The sequence below is a fragment of the Methanobrevibacter sp. genome, from assembly GCF_017468685.1.
Taxonomy (GTDB): domain Archaea; phylum Methanobacteriota; class Methanobacteria; order Methanobacteriales; family Methanobacteriaceae; genus Methanocatella.
In genome coordinates this window covers 1-15,814 of the sequence record NZ_JAFUHT010000011.1, presented here as the reverse complement: position 1 = coordinate 15,814, position 15,814 = coordinate 1, and the positions used below count along the sequence as shown (strand labels likewise).

General features: G+C 34.5%; 14 protein-coding genes. 9 read left to right on the top strand and 5 right to left on the bottom strand.

What is annotated here, in order from left to right:
* The first annotated feature begins 46 nt into the window (after window positions 1-46).
* The 5 genes from hacA (at window position 47) to mmp11 (ending at window position 4,277) form a co-directional block, all read left to right on the top strand.
* The gene (hacA, locus tag IJ258_RS01760; RefSeq protein WP_292802057.1) at window positions 47-1,291 is read left to right on the top strand and encodes a homoaconitase large subunit; all 1,245 of its coding nucleotides are present in this window, start codon (window positions 47-49) and stop codon (window positions 1,289-1,291) included.
* 4 nt (window positions 1,292-1,295) lie between these two features.
* A complete protein-coding gene (locus IJ258_RS01755; protein WP_292802055.1) occupies window positions 1,296-1,772 on the top strand; it encodes a 3-isopropylmalate dehydratase small subunit in 477 nt (158 codons plus the stop codon).
* Window positions 1,750-2,754: an isocitrate/isopropylmalate family dehydrogenase gene (locus IJ258_RS01750; RefSeq protein WP_292802053.1), complete on the top strand. Its 1,005-nt coding sequence runs from the start codon at window positions 1,750-1,752 to the stop codon at window positions 2,752-2,754. The genes IJ258_RS01755 and IJ258_RS01750 overlap by 23 nt, the downstream gene beginning before the upstream one ends.
* A gap of 160 nt (window positions 2,755-2,914) precedes the next feature.
* On the top strand, window positions 2,915-3,331 hold the full coding sequence (gene ribH / locus IJ258_RS01745; protein ID WP_292802051.1) for a 6,7-dimethyl-8-ribityllumazine synthase: 417 nt from the start codon (window positions 2,915-2,917) through the stop codon (window positions 3,329-3,331).
* Between the two features lie 7 nt (window positions 3,332-3,338).
* Window positions 3,339-4,277, top strand: a complete 939-nt coding sequence (mmp11, locus tag IJ258_RS01740) for a methanogenesis marker protein 11 (RefSeq protein WP_292802049.1) — start codon at window positions 3,339-3,341, stop codon at window positions 4,275-4,277.
* A gap of 30 nt (window positions 4,278-4,307) precedes the next feature.
* Here the strand turns inward: mmp11 and IJ258_RS01735 are convergent, their stop codons facing one another.
* Window positions 4,308-6,026 (bottom strand): glycosyltransferase, encoded by a 1,719-nt coding sequence (locus tag IJ258_RS01735; protein ID WP_292802047.1) that lies wholly within the window; start codon window positions 6,024-6,026, stop codon window positions 4,308-4,310.
* Window positions 6,027-6,174: 148 nt separating this feature from the next.
* On the opposite strand from IJ258_RS01735, the gene IJ258_RS01730 reads away from it, so the two are divergent.
* The 3 genes from IJ258_RS01730 to IJ258_RS01720 all read left to right on the top strand — a co-directional run bounded on the left by IJ258_RS01730 (window position 6,175) and on the right by IJ258_RS01720 (window position 10,672).
* Complete coding sequence (locus IJ258_RS01730; protein WP_292802045.1) at window positions 6,175-8,322, top strand: Tex family protein; 2,148 nt, start codon at window positions 6,175-6,177, stop codon at window positions 8,320-8,322.
* 63 nt (window positions 8,323-8,385) lie between these two features.
* Window positions 8,386-9,408, top strand: a complete 1,023-nt coding sequence (gene purE, locus IJ258_RS01725; RefSeq protein WP_292802043.1) for a 5-(carboxyamino)imidazole ribonucleotide mutase — start codon at window positions 8,386-8,388, stop codon at window positions 9,406-9,408.
* Window positions 9,409-9,415: 7 nt separating this feature from the next.
* Complete coding sequence (locus tag IJ258_RS01720; RefSeq protein ID WP_292802041.1) at window positions 9,416-10,672, top strand: UbiD family decarboxylase; 1,257 nt, start codon at window positions 9,416-9,418, stop codon at window positions 10,670-10,672.
* Between the two features lie 623 nt (window positions 10,673-11,295).
* On the opposite strand, the gene amrS is transcribed toward IJ258_RS01720, so the two are convergent.
* Complete coding sequence (gene amrS, locus IJ258_RS01715; RefSeq protein ID WP_292802039.1) at window positions 11,296-12,168, bottom strand: AmmeMemoRadiSam system radical SAM enzyme; 873 nt, start codon at window positions 12,166-12,168, stop codon at window positions 11,296-11,298.
* Window positions 12,155-13,078 carry a thiamine-phosphate kinase gene (gene thiL, locus IJ258_RS01710; protein WP_292802037.1) on the bottom strand — a complete coding sequence of 308 codons (924 nt, stop codon included), beginning with the start codon at window positions 13,076-13,078 and terminating at the stop codon, window positions 12,155-12,157. Before thiL ends, amrS begins: the two co-directional genes overlap by 14 nt.
* Window positions 13,079-13,237: 159 nt before the next feature.
* Here thiL and IJ258_RS01705 point away from each other — a divergent pair, with 159 nt between their 5' ends.
* Entirely contained in the window at window positions 13,238-14,344 is a 1,107-nt protein-coding gene (locus IJ258_RS01705; protein WP_292802035.1) for a tyrosine-type recombinase/integrase, read from the top strand.
* Between the two features lie 14 nt (window positions 14,345-14,358).
* On the opposite strand, the gene IJ258_RS01700 is transcribed toward IJ258_RS01705, so the two are convergent.
* On the bottom strand, window positions 14,359-14,664 hold the full coding sequence (locus IJ258_RS01700) for a hypothetical protein (protein ID WP_292802034.1): 306 nt from the start codon (window positions 14,662-14,664) through the stop codon (window positions 14,359-14,361).
* Window positions 14,665-14,779: 115 nt separating this feature from the next.
* The gene (locus IJ258_RS01695) at window positions 14,780-15,670 is read right to left on the bottom strand and encodes a hypothetical protein (RefSeq protein WP_292802033.1); all 891 of its coding nucleotides are present in this window, start codon (window positions 15,668-15,670) and stop codon (window positions 14,780-14,782) included.
* Window positions 15,671-15,814: the final 144 nt, after the last annotated feature.

Below are 15,814 nucleotides of genomic sequence, written 5' to 3'. Positions count from 1 at the left end.
TATTTTGATAAATATATATAGTTATCATTATTGAGAGGTTAGAAATATGCCAACAATGTCTGAAAAAATATTAGCTAGAGCTTCCGGAAAAGAAAATGTGGAAGCAGGAGATATAATTATAGCAAATATTGATATAGCAATGACTCACGATTTAACCGGTCCTCTTTCTGTCGAATCTTTTGAAAAAATCGGAGCTGAAAAGGTTTGGGATTCATCAAAAATTGTAATTCCATTTGACCATCAGGTTCCAGCAGATTCAATCGATTCAGCAAATAATCATATAGTTATGAGAGAATTTGTTAAAAAACAAGGTATTGAACATTTTTATGATGTTAATGCAGGAGTTTGTCATCAAATTCTACCTGAAAAAGGTCATGTAATACCTGGAGAAGTCATTGTAGGTGCAGATTCACATACTTGCACTCATGGTGCTTTAGGTGCATTTGCAACAGGTATCGGTTCAACTGATATGGCTATGGTATTTGCTGAAGGAAACTTATGGTTTAAAGTGCCTGAAACCAATAGATTCAATATTACAGGTAAATTGAAAGATAATGTTTATGCTAAAGACGTAATTTTGCATATTATTGGCCAAGTGGGTGCAGACGGCTCAACTTACAAAGCCTGTGAATTTGCAGGCGAAACAGTATCTGACATGAGTGTTTCAGATAGAATGGTGCTGTGCAATATGGCCATTGAAATGGGTGGAAAAACAGGTTTGGTAGAACCTGACAGAAAAACCATCGATTATGTTGAAAAACGTTCCAGCAAACCGTATAAAATATTTAAAACCGATTTGGATTCACCTTCTCTTAATATAATTGATATTGATGTAAATGATTTGGAACCTCAAATTGCTTGTCCTCACAATGTTGACAATGTAAAACCTGTTAGTGAGGTTGATACAGAAATCGATCAGGTATTTTTAGGTTCATGTACTAATGGTAGACTTAGTGACTTGAGAGATGCTGCAAGAGTTTTAAAAGGTAAAAAAGTAGCTAACGGAACTAGAATGTTAGTTATACCAGCATCTAAAGAAGTTTATCTTAAAGCATTGGATGAAGGATTACTTAAAATATTCGTTGAAGCCGGAGCTCTTGTATCTGCTCCTTGTTGTGGTCCATGCCTTGGAGGACACACCGGAATTATCGGACCAGGTGAAGTAAGTCTTTCAACTTCAAACAGAAACTTCAAAGGAAGACAAGGCTCAAGTGATGGTAAAGTATACTTATCCTCAGCTGCTGTTGCTGCTGCTTCAGCAATTGAAGGAAGAATAACTGCACCGGAGTGATATTGTGAAAGGAAAAGCATGGAAATTTGGAGACGATATTGATACAGACATCATTGTTCCTGGAAGATACTTAATTTACACTGATGAAGAAACATTAGCCCAACATTGTATGGAAGGATTAGACCCGGATTTTTACAAAAAATGCAATAAAGGCGACTTTATTGTTGGTGGTAAAAACTTTGGATGCGGTTCATCACGTGAACATGCTCCAATCGCACTAAAAGGTGTTGGAGTTTCTGCAGTGATTGCCGAATCCTTTGCAAGAATATTTTACAGAAACGCTACAAATGTTGGAGTTCCACTTCTTGAAGCTCCGGGAATTAGCAAATTAGTTGAAAATGAAGAGACAATTGAAGTTGATATGGAAAATGCTACAATAACATCTGAAAATGGAGAAACTATTAAATTTAAAAAATTACCTCCATTCATGTTAGAAATTTTAAATCAGGGTGGTTTAATTGAGTACCTCAAAAACAAATAGTTATAAAATCGCAGTTGTTCCAGGAGATGGAATTGGCCGTGAAGTAATGGATGCAACATTAGATGTTTTGAATACATTAGATATTGATTTCGAATATGTTTACGGTGAAGCGGGAGATGAATGCCTCGAGAAAAATGGTACTGCACTTCCAAATGAAACTTTAGATATGATTAGAGATTCTGATGCATGTTTATTTGGTGCAGCAGGTGAGACTGCAGCTGATGTTATTGTTAAAATCAGACAAGAAATGAAAATGTTTGCTAATTTAAGACCTGTTAAAGCTTATCCTAATACTAACTCATTATTCAACAACATTGACTTTATGATTGTGCGTGAAAATACTGAAGGAATGTACATTGCCGATGAAGAGTCCTATACTGATGAAGGGGCAATTGCAAGACGCATAATAACAAGAAAAGCAGAAGAACGAATAATAAGATATGCATTTGAGTATGCAAAACAGAATAATAAGACAAAAGTGACCGCAGTTCATAAGGCAAATGTATTGAAAAAGACCGATGGGTTATTTAAAGAAATTTTCTATGAAGTTGCAAAAGACTATCCTGACATTGCAACTGAGGACTTTTATGTAGATGCAACTGCAATGTATCTTATAACCCAACCTGAAAGTTTTGAAGTGGTTGTAACCACAAATCTATTTGGCGATATATTATCTGATGAAGGAGCAGGTCTTGTAGGTGGTCTTGGTTTAATACCTTCCGCCAATATTGGTGAAGAAGGTGCTTTATTTGAACCTGTTCATGGTTCAGCACCGGATATTGCTGGTCAAAACAAGGCTAATCCAATAGCTATGATGCTTTCATCAATAATGATGCTCAGATATTTAGGTGAAAATACAGCGGCAGATAAATTCGAAGCCGCAATTTTAAAAGTTCTAAATGATGCCAATACTTTAACTGGTGATTTGGGCGGTTCAGCATCAACTACTGAACTGGCTGAAGCAGTTAAAAATAATTTATAAAAAAAATGGAGATATGAAAAAATGAATTTCAAAAAAATGACTAGAATGCAATTAGCAGCACTTTTTATCATATTCATTATGGTAGTTAGTGGGGTAGCTGGATTTTTACTCATTATATTTAGCGGTGGCGCATAAAACAAAAAAAAGAGGATTGATATAAATGGCAAAATATGAAATAGCAGCAGTTGTTGCTGAATTTAACTATGATATTACACAAATGATGTTAGAGCTTGCAAAAGCAGAAGCAAAAAATAGAGGATGTGAAATTACAAAAGTAGTTGCAGTTCCAGGCGTATTCGATATGCCTCTTGTAATCAAAAAATTATTACAAAAAGATGAATACGATGCTATAATCACTCTCGGTGCTGTGATTGAAGGTGCAACCGACCACGATCAGATTGTAGCACAACATGCTTCCCGTAAAATAGCTGATTTAGCTTTAGAATATGATACTCCAGTAGCACTTGGAATTACAGGTCCGGGTATGACCAGAATGGATGCTCACAGACGTGTTAAAAACGCAAAAAGTGCTGTTGAAGCAGCTATCAAAATGTGTGACAGATTAAAAGAAATCTAGTGATTTGATGGAAATACTAAAGCCAGATGAATTAAGAGAAAAATTCCAAGACCCATGGATTGCACCATATGAAAAAGTACTTACTATGGTTGATGGAGACAAGGTGGAACTTGTAGAATACCATCCCTGTATTTCAGGGTCTCATTGGTTACTGCATCAATACAGAAACAATTCAGAATTGATTGATTCCGCTTATCGTGACGGGAACAAACATGTTTACAAATGTCATGCTGGTAGTGCCCCTCTTGACTTGCAGGCAAGTTTTAATGCTGCCGGAATCGATGAAATTGTTATTGATGGAGATGAAGTTAAAGTTACACATGCAGGTCTTGCCGGTGCAGGTGTAGGAGCCGGAATGTGTAGAGGTATGGGTGACGGTGTAAAATACATCGAGCTTCTTGATGTTGGTGGAGGATCAAAGGTTGGAAGAGCAACCGTTGTAACACCTAAACTTGAAAAGGTTGTTATCGGTGTTGACGATACCGATGTTAAGGATGCTGGAGCCACTTGGACTATGGCACATAACCTTGGTGTTGAACTAAGGGATTTGGGATTCGAATATTTGGATCATATTATTGTTCAGTTATATCCTCATAATCCTCATAAAACTCAAAATTGTGTTTCAATTGCTTTGACATTTGCTGTTGAAGAATCTAAAAAACAAGAGTTGATTGATAAAGTTATTGAAATACTTAAAAGAGATACATTATCTGATAAAACTGCAATTGCAATTCTAGAAGGATTAGACATTCCTGAAAAGTTGAGGGAATATTCAATTGCTACCAAATCCGGAATGATGGATGTTGAAACTGCAGAATCCGTTGCAGATGAATTAAACATTCCATTGATTGCAGTTACAGGGGAGCAAGGTAAAGTTGGTGCTTTAGCTGCACTTGGACTTTATGATGATGTTGAAGAAGCCGTTAAGGCATATGATAAAAAATAACCTTTAATCAAGGTTATTTATACTTATTTTTTACTCGTTTTCTTCAAGTAATTTTTCAAATTCAAAATTCAGGAAATCCCCATGATTTTGACGAACAGGTATTTTTATTGAAGTTATATTATTATCCTTAAATATTATGTCTACAGTATCATCACCATAGATAAATGTTTTATTTTCTGGATATTTTATTGAAGTAACATACTCGCCGTCAATGGCTATGTTATATGAGGCATTTTGCTTGAATATTCCTGCTGAAGTAAGTATTGATTCATTATTAACTAATATTTCATAGTTTGATGCTTTTTTATCATTGGATGAAACTATATACTTTTCATAGACTGTTATATTGTTATTTTCATAACTATGAGTTATGATTGAATCTGAAAATATTTCTTTAAGGCGGCTATTCTGTATCACATATTCATCTTGAACATTCAATTCCTTTTTAGCTTCAATAGGCAACCTTAATACATCCGGTTCTCCGGGCCTTGTTTCATTTATGACATATTTTTCATCACCTATGACCATCGTATCATTATATTTGATACCGAGCGTTAGCATTGCATCTGCCGGCATCCGTATCATATCCGATTCGTTTTCAATTGCACTGTCAACAGTATATGGTCCTCTGACTGTGATTGAATTGTCCCTTGGAGAATCATCAGCATAAATAATCAGGTTTCTGGAATTAGGCTCAATTGACAAAACGCCATGTTCAAAGTGTGCTGCACCAATGAATGTTGAAATCATCAAAATCAAAATAATCAGTGAAATAATCATTGGGAAATGAATCTTAACAAAAGACCGGACAAGATTGGCCCGAGGAGTCTTTTTAAACATTACAATGGATTTCACAATTACCTTAACTATATAGTAAATTGCAATTATAAGACCAATGACAGAAATTATAACTCCAACAGACAACGGAACAAATTTCACGAAAAATATTGTAAACAATCCTAAAATAACCAGTAACAATCCTAAAATAGCCATTCTGATGTAATAACCAATGTCATCAATCATAACAACCCTACCATACTTGTTGGCACGGCTTATGATTGTTCTTACAACTTCATTTGCCATCAGATTCAGGTCTGATAGTGGAGACATGTCATGTTCGATTGCACCGATATCAACTTCTGTTATTGAAATCCCCAATACATCAGCATCAATAACAATACCTACATCCACACCATAATCCTTTTCAAAATTAATCTTTTTCAATACTTCCTTACGTGCTGCAAACTGACCGCTTAAAGGCTGTTCAAATGAAATTTCCGGGAAGAAAAAGTTAAGTAAAGGCTTTGCGGTAAGTTCTGTTACCCTTCCGCTAGCACGTGAAAATTTTGTCTTTGTAATATCAGTTTTGCCATCCAAAATAGGCTTAATCATCGCTTCTACTTTACGTGAAGTTAAATTGTATATGTCTGCATCGATGAATGCGATGATGTCACATTCCGCTTCCTTATAACCAGTGTATAGCGCTTCACCCTTTCCCTTATTTGTTTCATGATTTATCACTATTGCTCCCGTTTTGGTAGCTTCCGCTTCAGTATTGTCAGATGATCCGTCATTAACAACGATGATCTCATCTACAAAGGATACCTTGCTTACAACTTCAATGACTTTGGAAACGGTTTCCTCCTCATTATATGCGGGAATAATCACTGAAACCTTTTGGTACTTTTTAGGCTTTTCACTTTTTATACCAGCCAGTAAAAATACGATAATTACTAAAAACCAATACACTCAAATTCACCAATAAAAGTTACTACATTAATAACTTTATTAATTAAATAGTTATAAATGTTTTTGTTAATTTAAACAAAAAATTATTATTCAAAAAGAAATAAAATTGATTTAGAAAAAGAAAAAAAATATTTTCAGGTAGAATTTGATGATAGTTAAAGCACTCGAAAAAGAATTGAATCTAAAAAATTGGCAGGTTAAAAAGGTAATCAAACTGATTGATGATGGTAACACAATACCATTCATCGCACGGTATAGAAAAGATGTAACCGGCTCACTGAATGATGAAACACTAAGGAAATTTGATGAAAGGTTAAAATATCTGCGTAATCTGGAAGATAAAAAGGAAAAAATCATCAAAAGAATTGATGAGATTGGAAAACTTGACGATGATTTGAAAAACAAAATCATTAAAGCTGAAACACTGGTTGAACTTGAAGACATATACAGGCCGTTTAAAAGCAAAAAACAGACTAGAGCAACCAAAGCACGTGAGAAAGGCCTTGAACCATTAGCCGACATCATTTTAAAGCAGGATGTTAAACAAAGTGTTAAAAAGATAGCCCTAAATTATGTTAATGATGAGGTTAAAACTCCCGAAGATGCTATTCAGGGTGCTCAGGACATTATTGCAGAAATCATTTCAGATAATTCTACTTTTAGAAAAAAGATAAGACAGAATACCTTTTATACCAGCCAGATTGAGACAAAAGCAAAAGACAAGGAGAAATCCACAGAATATGATACATACTATAATTATTCAGAAAACATTAAAAAGATTCCACCCCATAGGATTTTAGCAATCAACCGTGCTGAAAAGGAAGGAGTTGTTAAGGTAAAGATTGTTTGTGAAACTGATGAAATCATAGAATATCTCAACAGACACATGCTTAAAAACATTTCAAAAATCCCTGAAAAGATAGAGTACAACAGATACACTACTCCAATCATTAAAGAATCTGTCAAGGACGCATATAAAAGATTGATTTCACCTGCAATTGAGCGTGAAATCAGAAACTATCTGACTGAAAAGGCTGAGGAAAAATCAATTGAAGTGTTTGCCCGAAACCTGAATCAGCTGCTGATGGAAAGTCCACTTGTCGGCAAAACCATTCTTGGATGGGACCCTGCATTTAAAACCGGATGTAAGTTGGCCATCATTGATGAAACGGGAAAAGTCTTGGATACCAGTCTGATTTATCCGACCGAACCGCAAAATAGGGTTCAAGAGTCAATTAAGACTGTTCGTGAGTTGATTGACAAGTATGATATTAATGTCATTGCAATCGGCAATGGTACCGCTTCACGGGAATCAGAAGAAATAGTTGCACAAATCATCAAAGGAACTAGTGTCGAGTACATCATCGTTAATGAAGCTGGTGCATCAGTCTATTCTGCTTCAAAATTGGCTGATGAGGAATTCCCTGATTTTTCAGAAGGTGAAAGAAGTGCGGTTTCAATTGCCCGCAGACTGCAGGATCCATTAGCTGAACTTGTTAAGATTGACCCTAAATCCATTGGTGTCGGCCAATACCAGCATGACATGAATCAGAAACAGTTATCGGAATCTTTAGGCGGTGTAGTTGAAAAAGTAGTTAATGAAGTTGGAGTTGACCTAAACACTGCTTCTGTAAGCCTGTTGAATTATGTTTCAGGTATTGGAAACACTACCGCAAAAAATATAATCAAGTATCGTGAGGAAAACGGCAGTTTCAGCTCCCGTAAGGAACTGTTGAATGTCAGCAAACTTGGTAAAAAGACTTTTGAGCAGTGTGCAGGTTTTGTAAAAATTGACAATCCCGAATATCCATTGGATAACACTACAATCCATCCGGAATCATATGATGCAACATTCAAACTGTTAAAGAAGTTGAATTATTCAGTCAATGATATCGGTGAAAGCAATCTCAGATTGGATAACATAGACCTTGATGAAATTTCAGAGGAATTGCATATCGGTCCTGAAACCCTTAAAGACATTATTCATGAGCTTAAAAAGCCTGGTCGTGACCCTCGTGAAGATATGCCAAAGCCTATGCTTAGGAAAAACGTGTTATCAATTGATGATTTGGAAATCGGCATGGTAATGCAGGGAACTGTAAGAAATATTGTTGATTTTGGTGCTTTTGTAGATATTGGAGTTCATCAGGACGGACTGGTTCATATCTCACAATTGGTATCTGACAGGTTTGTAAAGCACCCCTTAGACATAGTCAGTGTCGGAGATATTGTTGATGTTAAGGTTCTTGATGTTGACACTAAGCGGAACAGGATTAATTTATCAATGATAATTTAATATATATTAAAATCAATATTTTATAGTGAATATAAAATTTATTTTTTTAGAAGGGATTTTAAAATGACAGCAAAGATAATGATTATTCTTGGAAGTGGATCAGATATTGCTATTGCAGAAAAATCCATGGACATATTAGATAAATTGGAAATACCATACAGTTTAAAAATAGCATCAGCCCACAGAACACCTAATCTTGTTCGTGAAATTGTGACACAAGGTACTGATGCTGGAATTGAAGTTTTTATAGGTATTGCAGGTCTAGCTGCACACTTACCAGGCTCAATTGCCGCTTACACACCAAGACCGGTTATTGGAGTGCCTGTTGATGTTAAGACTGGTGGAATAGATGCATTAGAATCAATTGTTCAAATGCCATATCCTTCCCCAATTGCTACCGTTGGAATAGACCGTGGAGACAATGCTGCGATACTTGCAGCGCAGTTTATCGGTCTTCATGATGACGAAGTTCACAAAAAAGTCATTGAACTTAGAAAAGAATATGCAATGAAAGTTATTGACAGCAATGAAAGCATAGTTCAGGTAATTGACAGGCCTTACATTGAAAATGACTTTATAAGAATTAAAAATCTCGAAATAAATAAGGCTGAAGTGGATGAAGAAAACAGCGAATGCAAAAACAAAGACGCTGAAGTGGCCATTATTGTTGGAAGGCAAAATGATGTTGCAACTGCAAAAAAAATAACCAAGATATTAGAAAGACTTAAAATCACATATGACATAAAAGTAGTCTGTCCAATCAGATCAAACAAGAAATTCATTAATTATGTCAAATCTATGAAAAATGCTAAAATATTCATTGGAGTCAGCTCCAACTCTTCACAGGTTACAGGAGGAATTGTCGGTCTTACTGCAAGACCTGTTATTGGAGTTCCATGTACCAATGAAAATGGAGACAATTATATGCTTACTACCGTCAGTATGCCTCCAGGAGTGCCTGTTGCAACAGTCGGCATAAACAACGGCAAAAATGCTGCAGTTCTTACTGGTGAAATCCTCGGTATTGGAAATCCTGAGATGGTAGGCCTTCTTGATAAGCTAAAAGATAAAAAAATAACATTCTAGTGATAATATGAACATTAAAGATGAAAACATTATAGAAATTACTGATGAGCTTTCAACTGAATATGAAATCTCTAAAGTATTGAGAGAATATCCTAAAGACACTGTTATTGTCAAAAACGTTAAAGGATATGACATGCCTGTTGTTACCGGAATCTGCAATACACGTGACAAAATCGCTAAGTCAATCAACTGTGAAGTTTCAGAGATTACTGAAAAAATCATTGATGCAATGGAAAACCCATTGAAAGTTGAAAAATTCACTGATTTTTCTGAATATGATAATTTGGAAATCGATTTGGATAAAATCCCTATTTTAACCCATTACAAACGTGACGGCGGAGCTTATATCACTGCAGGTGTTGTCTTTGCACGTGATCCTAAAACCGGCATTCAAAACGCTTCAATCCATCGTATGATGGTGCTTGACAACAAAAGACTGGTTATCAGAATCGTGCCTAGAAACCTCTACACTTACTTCCAAAATGCACAGGAAGCAGGTGAGGACTTAGACATTGCAATCGCTATCGGAATGGATCCTGCAATACTTCTTGCAAGCACTACCTCAATACCGATTGACTACAATGAAATGGAAGTTGCAAATGCATTCAAGAACGGTGAACTTGAACTGATAAAATGCGGTGATTTGGAAGTTCCTCAAGCTGACATCATTCTTGAAGGTAATATTTCAGTGACTGAAACCGTTGCTGAAGGTCCTTTCGTTGATTTGACTGATACTTACGACATTATCCGTGACCAGCCGATTATTAATTTAAACAAGATGCATATCAAAAAGGACAATCCATGCTATCATGCAATTGTTCCTGCAGGATTTGAACATAAGTTACTTCAAGGGCTTCCACAGGAACCTAGGATTTACAAGGCGGTTAAAAATGCAGTTCCTACAGTTGAAAATGTTGTCCTGACTGAGGGAGGCTGCTGCTGGTTGCATGCAGTTGTATCTATCAACAAGCAAACTGAAGGTGACGGTAAGAATGCTATTATGGCAGCATTGTCAGCTCACCCTTCACTCAAGCACTGTGTTGCAGTAGATACTGATGTTAATATTTTTGATGCTGAAGACGTTGAATACGCTATAGCTACTCGTGTTAAAGGTGACCGTGACATTATGATTGTTCCTAATGTTCGTGGTTCATCCCTTGATCCTGTAGCTGAAAGTGATGGTACAACTACTAAAATTGGTGTGGATGCAACCAAATCACTTAAAACATTGGAAAAATTCGAAAGAGTTAGTTTTGGTGAATGAAACTAACTTTTAACTTCTTTTTTAAAATTAATGATTAAACTGCTGAATCATGAAATGAAAATATTTTAATTAATTTTAAACTTCAAATACTCTTAATTATAATTAAAATAAGTAAAAATAAGCATTAATAATGAGATTAGGGTAAAAAACCCTAAACTATTATTAAAATGGATAACAAAAATTGCAATCCACTTAACATTCCAATATTTTATTATAATATTAATCTTGTATTTATACCTTTTTAAAAAATATTTTAGTAATACTTTATATATAAAAAGTAATAAATATTAACCCCTGGAACTAATAAAAATCAATTATTAAAAGGGTGACTAAATTGCAAAAAAACTTAACATTCCACAGTTTAGCCCCAATGGAGGCCGTGTATGGTAGAAATGTTTTTAGACTGCATTATTTTTTTAGCAGCCACTTATATTCCTACCATTATTGGTAGGATATAACACATTTCTAATTAATGATTGATATGAATCAAAGCTAGGTTAATAGTTTTCAAGGTGAAGGTTTCTAAAAAACGAAATCTAATGAAGTGGAATTTTAATCAGTGACATTATTTGATGAATAGATTGATTTAATTAGGGTGGACTTACCATCCACCATACCATCACTTAAATATTTCCCAAATATACATTTTCAATGCCTTTTTCAAGTGCAATCTCTCTTGCCCTGTAGAGAATTTCAGGTTTTGTAGGTGAAATGTCATCCATCTTATAGTATGGAAAGGCTCTTGAAAAGTGAAGCGGTACTTCAGGGCCTAACTCGGAAACTACAAAATCGCATAACTCATTTATCTCTTCAACTGAATCATTATAATCATTGATAATCAGATTGGTGATTTCGAGATGTTTGCCTTCCAAGTATACTCTTCTTACATTATCCAAAACAATGTTCAAGTCTGCACCGCAGACTTTTTTATAGAAATCCTTAGACATTGATTTGATGTCTATGTTGAATGCATCGACAAATCCTAAAACTTCATTAAGAGACTTGTCTGAAAAGTAGCCGTTGCTTACATAGATAACCTTCAAGTTTTTACTTCTTGCAAGCAGGGAAGTTTTCTTGGAGAAAGGCAAGTGTATTGTAGGTTCATTATAGGTCCAAGCAATTGAGTCACAATTGTAGTTAAGTGCATTTTCCACAATCGCCTCTGGTGTTATTTTAATACCTCTAGAATTAATGTCATATTCATGTGATATCATATAGTTCTGACAGTGCAAACATGTCATGTTGCATCCAAAACCCCCAATCGAATAGGTGAATGTCCCAGGCATGAAATGATTGAGAGGCTTTTTTTCAACAGGATCAGGACTCAATGATGAAACTATACCATAAGATTCATCAAAAAGCTCCCCGTTAATGTTTTTATGCTGTCTGCACACTCCGAGGTTGCCGTCAGCAATCTTGCAGTAATTGGCACAAATCTCACATCTGATTTTCTGTGTTTTTGAACTTTTTTTGTATAATTCATTACTCACTAACATAATGCTCATAGCCCTTATTCTTTACTCTTTCAACAAATCCGTTTTCCAATGTCAGTTCAACAACGTCAGTATCTGTAACCTCACCGATGACCATGCAGTCAATCGGCAGCTTATCAAAGTTCTCCTTTGATATTGTAAACAATAACTCAAAGTCCTCTCCAACATGAAGTATCAAATCCAAATAATCCAAACCCAACTGACTGGATATGCTTTTGTATTCATCAGAGATGTTTAAAAGCTCCTCATGAATCATAAAACCATACCCGTCCTTTTTAATCTCATACAATTCGCTTGCAAGCCCATCGGTAATGTCAGTAGCGGATGTTGCATAATCCCTTAAAATCAGCCCCTCCTTAATTCTGGCTTTTGGCTTTAATGCTTTTTTAACATAAACATTATCAAGCGTGTTTAGATTGAAACCTAATGCAGCAAGACCTAAATTACCCGTTACAGCTATCAAATCCCCCATGTTATAAGTATCCTTCATCAATGGCTTATCGGTCAGACCCAGTGCGGTTCCGGTAATGATGATTTCAGATGCCTCATTGGTATCGCCACCAATCAATGGGACATGATAATACTCACAGGCTTTAAGTACTCCATCAATGATTTGTTTAAAATCATCGATTTTCAAATCCTTTGGAAGTGCAATTGCCAGGAGAAATCCTAACGGTTCTGCACCCATAGCCGCCAAATCACTTACATTAACTGTAACTGCTTTAAATCCCATGTCAAAATAGGACATGTTGTGTGGAAAATGCCTTGACTGGATGAGCATGTCGCAGGTTGAAATAAGATTAGTTGAGTTGAACTTGGTGATTGCAGTATCATCTGGAGTGATATTCCTTGAATTGGCAATGATGTATCTGACTAATTCCTTTTCACCAATATCTGAGACTTTGAGAGTCATGAATATTAGTATTGATTTTTAAATAAATAAGTTTTTAGAAAAATAGAAAAGTACGTTATTGGAAACAATATAGAAATATTATTGTATACTTATCGTAAATTGTTAGTTTTGGCTCTTTTCAAAAATGTTTTTACAAACACTTTAAGGAGCTGAAAAACAATGAAAAACAATGAATTGCTAAAAACATTATTTGTAACATACAACCATTCACCAGGCACACAAAGACTATACACATACGCACTGGAAAAATATGCAAAATATCATGAAATGGAACTCAATGAACTTCTAATGGAAGCAGAAAACGAAGAAAACAAAGGAATCAAATGGAAACACCGCAGAATCAAAACCAGACTACTGGAATTCAGACAATACCTACTTGAAAACTATGCCCTAAACACTGTAAAATTAGTCATGATTAATGTCATCAAGTTCTACAAGTTCTATGATATTGAAATCTACGAACTTCCAAAAATCAACGAAAAATCAGTCAAAAAAACCCAACCAATTTATTTCAGTGATTTACCAGATAAAGAAATCATCAGAAAAGCATTAGGAATTGCCAGCCCAGTTATGAAGGCTGCAATACTGTTCATTTGCTCCAGCGGATGTGCAAGAGCAGAAACACTAAGCCTGACAATACAAGATTACATCGATGCATTGTCTGAATATCTTCCACGAAAAGATATGGACATATTTGAGGTAATTGACATTATCGAAGATGATGAAACAATCATTCCCACTTTCAATATACTCCGTAAAAAGACCAACAAATACTATACCACATATTGCAGCCCAGAAGCAGTAAAAGCAATCAACGCACACATCCTATCTCGTACCGACAACATCACCAATGAATCCAAACTGTTTAAGATGGCTGTAAATTATTTCACAGTTAATTTTCAAAAGATTAATGACGATTTGGGACTAGGAAAAATCGGCACCTACAACAGATTCAGAAGCCACATGCTACGGAAATTCCACGCATCAGCATTATACAATGACGGCATGAGTCTAGACGATGTTAATGACTTACAGGGAAAAGCAAAAAACAAAACCGATCAAGCATACTTCATGATCAATCCAGAAGATTTAAAATACCAATACATCGAACACCTGCAGGCAGTAACCATCAACACAGAAGTTAAAAAGCTGCATGTCAAATCACCAGAGTTTGTCAAAATAGAAAATGAGAAAAACGAACTGAAACTAGAATTGGACAGACTTAAATTCGACATTGACAGTCTTAAAAGCATGATTGGGAAATAATAATATTTTTTCCGTTACTGTAAAAAATTCAACTGATTAATTTTTTTTTGATGGTATCCTATGACATTTTTTTCTATCCATTTTAAGTCGTCTAATTTGATTTTGTTTAGTGCTCCTTCGTATGTTCGGTAAATTCTTTTGATTTTACCAGGAAATGTTACTTTAAAAAATAATTCTACTAAATTATTAGTTTTAGGTATTTCTCTGTCTTTTACTTGTTCGATTATTCTATCAATTTTTTTATCTAGTTTTTTAACATATTCTTGAATAACTTTGGGTATTTCTTCTTGTTTTTGTTTTAATTCGTTGAAATGTTTCATTGCGGTTTTTAATGTTTTGGCTTTGAATATTTTTTGAATTTTCTTTTTGTATTTTAGGAGTTCTTTGATTTCCGTTTTGTATTCTTTTATTTTCTCATTGTTTTCCTTTATTTCTTTATTTAGGTTTTTTTCGTTTGTTTAAGTTGTTTATTGCTTGGGTGTCTGTTTTTTTCTTTCTTCCTCTTTTTAGTGGTTGTTCACTTTTTAGCTCTTCTATTCTGTCTCTTTTTTTGATATTTTTTTCAGTGAGTGATTTGATTTTCCTGTTTTTTCCTTGGATAATGGGGTTTAATTTTGTCATTAGGTTTTGCATCAGGTGTAAGGTGCATAATTGATGTTTAGCGTCTAATTTTTCTATTATTTCTTTATAGGATGTGTGTCCGTCTGTGATTATTGTGTTTAGTGTTATTCCTTTTGTGGATTCTTGGAGGAATTTTTCAATGTAATTTTTGTTAAAATCTTTTTTAGGAATTAATTCGTCATTGATTATCATTCGTGTATGAGCATCAATTAGCGTTAATCTCACATAAATTTCCTTATTAATCTTTATATATTCTTCGTCATAATTGTAGTAACCGCTAGGGGTGATGTTTAATTTTTCAATTTCTTTCATTAATTTTTGTTCTTTTTCGAATATGTATAGTGGTGTTTTTTCTTTTTCTGTGATGTATACTGTTTGTCTTGAGATATTGATGTTAAAATCTGAGTTTATTATTTCTGATTTGGATTCATATGATATATGTGCGATTTGGCTGAATTTCAGTCCTTTTTGTTGTATTTTTCGTGTGTAATTGCAGAATTTGTCTATATACTCGTTCCAGAGTGTTGTCATATATTTGAAACTATTTTTAGACATGTATTTATAAGTTTGTTTTTTAACCCAATATTTGTTATTAAGTTTGAAATCAACAGTTCCATTTTTAGCATAATTTTCATTAAATTCGGGATCATATTCCCTGTGGTCAAAAATTGTAATATTCAAGTCCATTTCAAATAAATTTCCCATTTCTGAGACCGTCCAATAAATAATTTTTTCTAATTTTTTTATTTTTTTCTTTATTATTGTTTTTAAATTTCCTGATTTTTAATTTAATTTTTTAAAAAGTAGTTAATTATAAATATGTGAGAAGATAAATAGTTATTTAACCCA

What these genes read in the sequence shown, in the direction of transcription:
- hacA (WP_292802057.1), top strand. Translation starts at nt 47, where the DNA reads ATGCCAACAATGTCTGAAAAAATATTAGCTAGAGCTTCCGGAAAAGAA.
- ribH (WP_292802051.1), top strand. Translation starts at nt 2,915, where the DNA reads ATGGCAAAATATGAAATAGCAGCAGTTGTTGCTGAATTTAACTATGAT.
- mmp11 (WP_292802049.1), top strand. Translation starts at nt 3,339, where the DNA reads ATGGAAATACTAAAGCCAGATGAATTAAGAGAAAAATTCCAAGACCCA.
- IJ258_RS01730 (WP_292802045.1), top strand. Translation starts at nt 6,175, where the DNA reads ATGATAGTTAAAGCACTCGAAAAAGAATTGAATCTAAAAAATTGGCAG.
- purE (WP_292802043.1), top strand. Translation starts at nt 8,386, where the DNA reads ATGACAGCAAAGATAATGATTATTCTTGGAAGTGGATCAGATATTGCT.
- IJ258_RS01720 (WP_292802041.1), top strand. Translation starts at nt 9,416, where the DNA reads ATGAACATTAAAGATGAAAACATTATAGAAATTACTGATGAGCTTTCA.
- amrS (WP_292802039.1), bottom strand. Translation starts at nt 12,168, where the DNA reads ATGTTAGTGAGTAATGAATTATACAAAAAAAGTTCAAAAACACAGAAA.
- thiL (WP_292802037.1), bottom strand. Translation starts at nt 13,078, where the DNA reads ATGACTCTCAAAGTCTCAGATATTGGTGAAAAGGAATTAGTCAGATAC.
- IJ258_RS01705 (WP_292802035.1), top strand. Translation starts at nt 13,238, where the DNA reads ATGAAAAACAATGAATTGCTAAAAACATTATTTGTAACATACAACCAT.
- IJ258_RS01700 (WP_292802034.1), bottom strand. Translation starts at nt 14,664, where the DNA reads ATGAAACATTTCAACGAATTAAAACAAAAACAAGAAGAAATACCCAAA.
- IJ258_RS01695 (WP_292802033.1), bottom strand. Translation starts at nt 15,670, where the DNA reads ATGGGAAATTTATTTGAAATGGACTTGAATATTACAATTTTTGACCAC.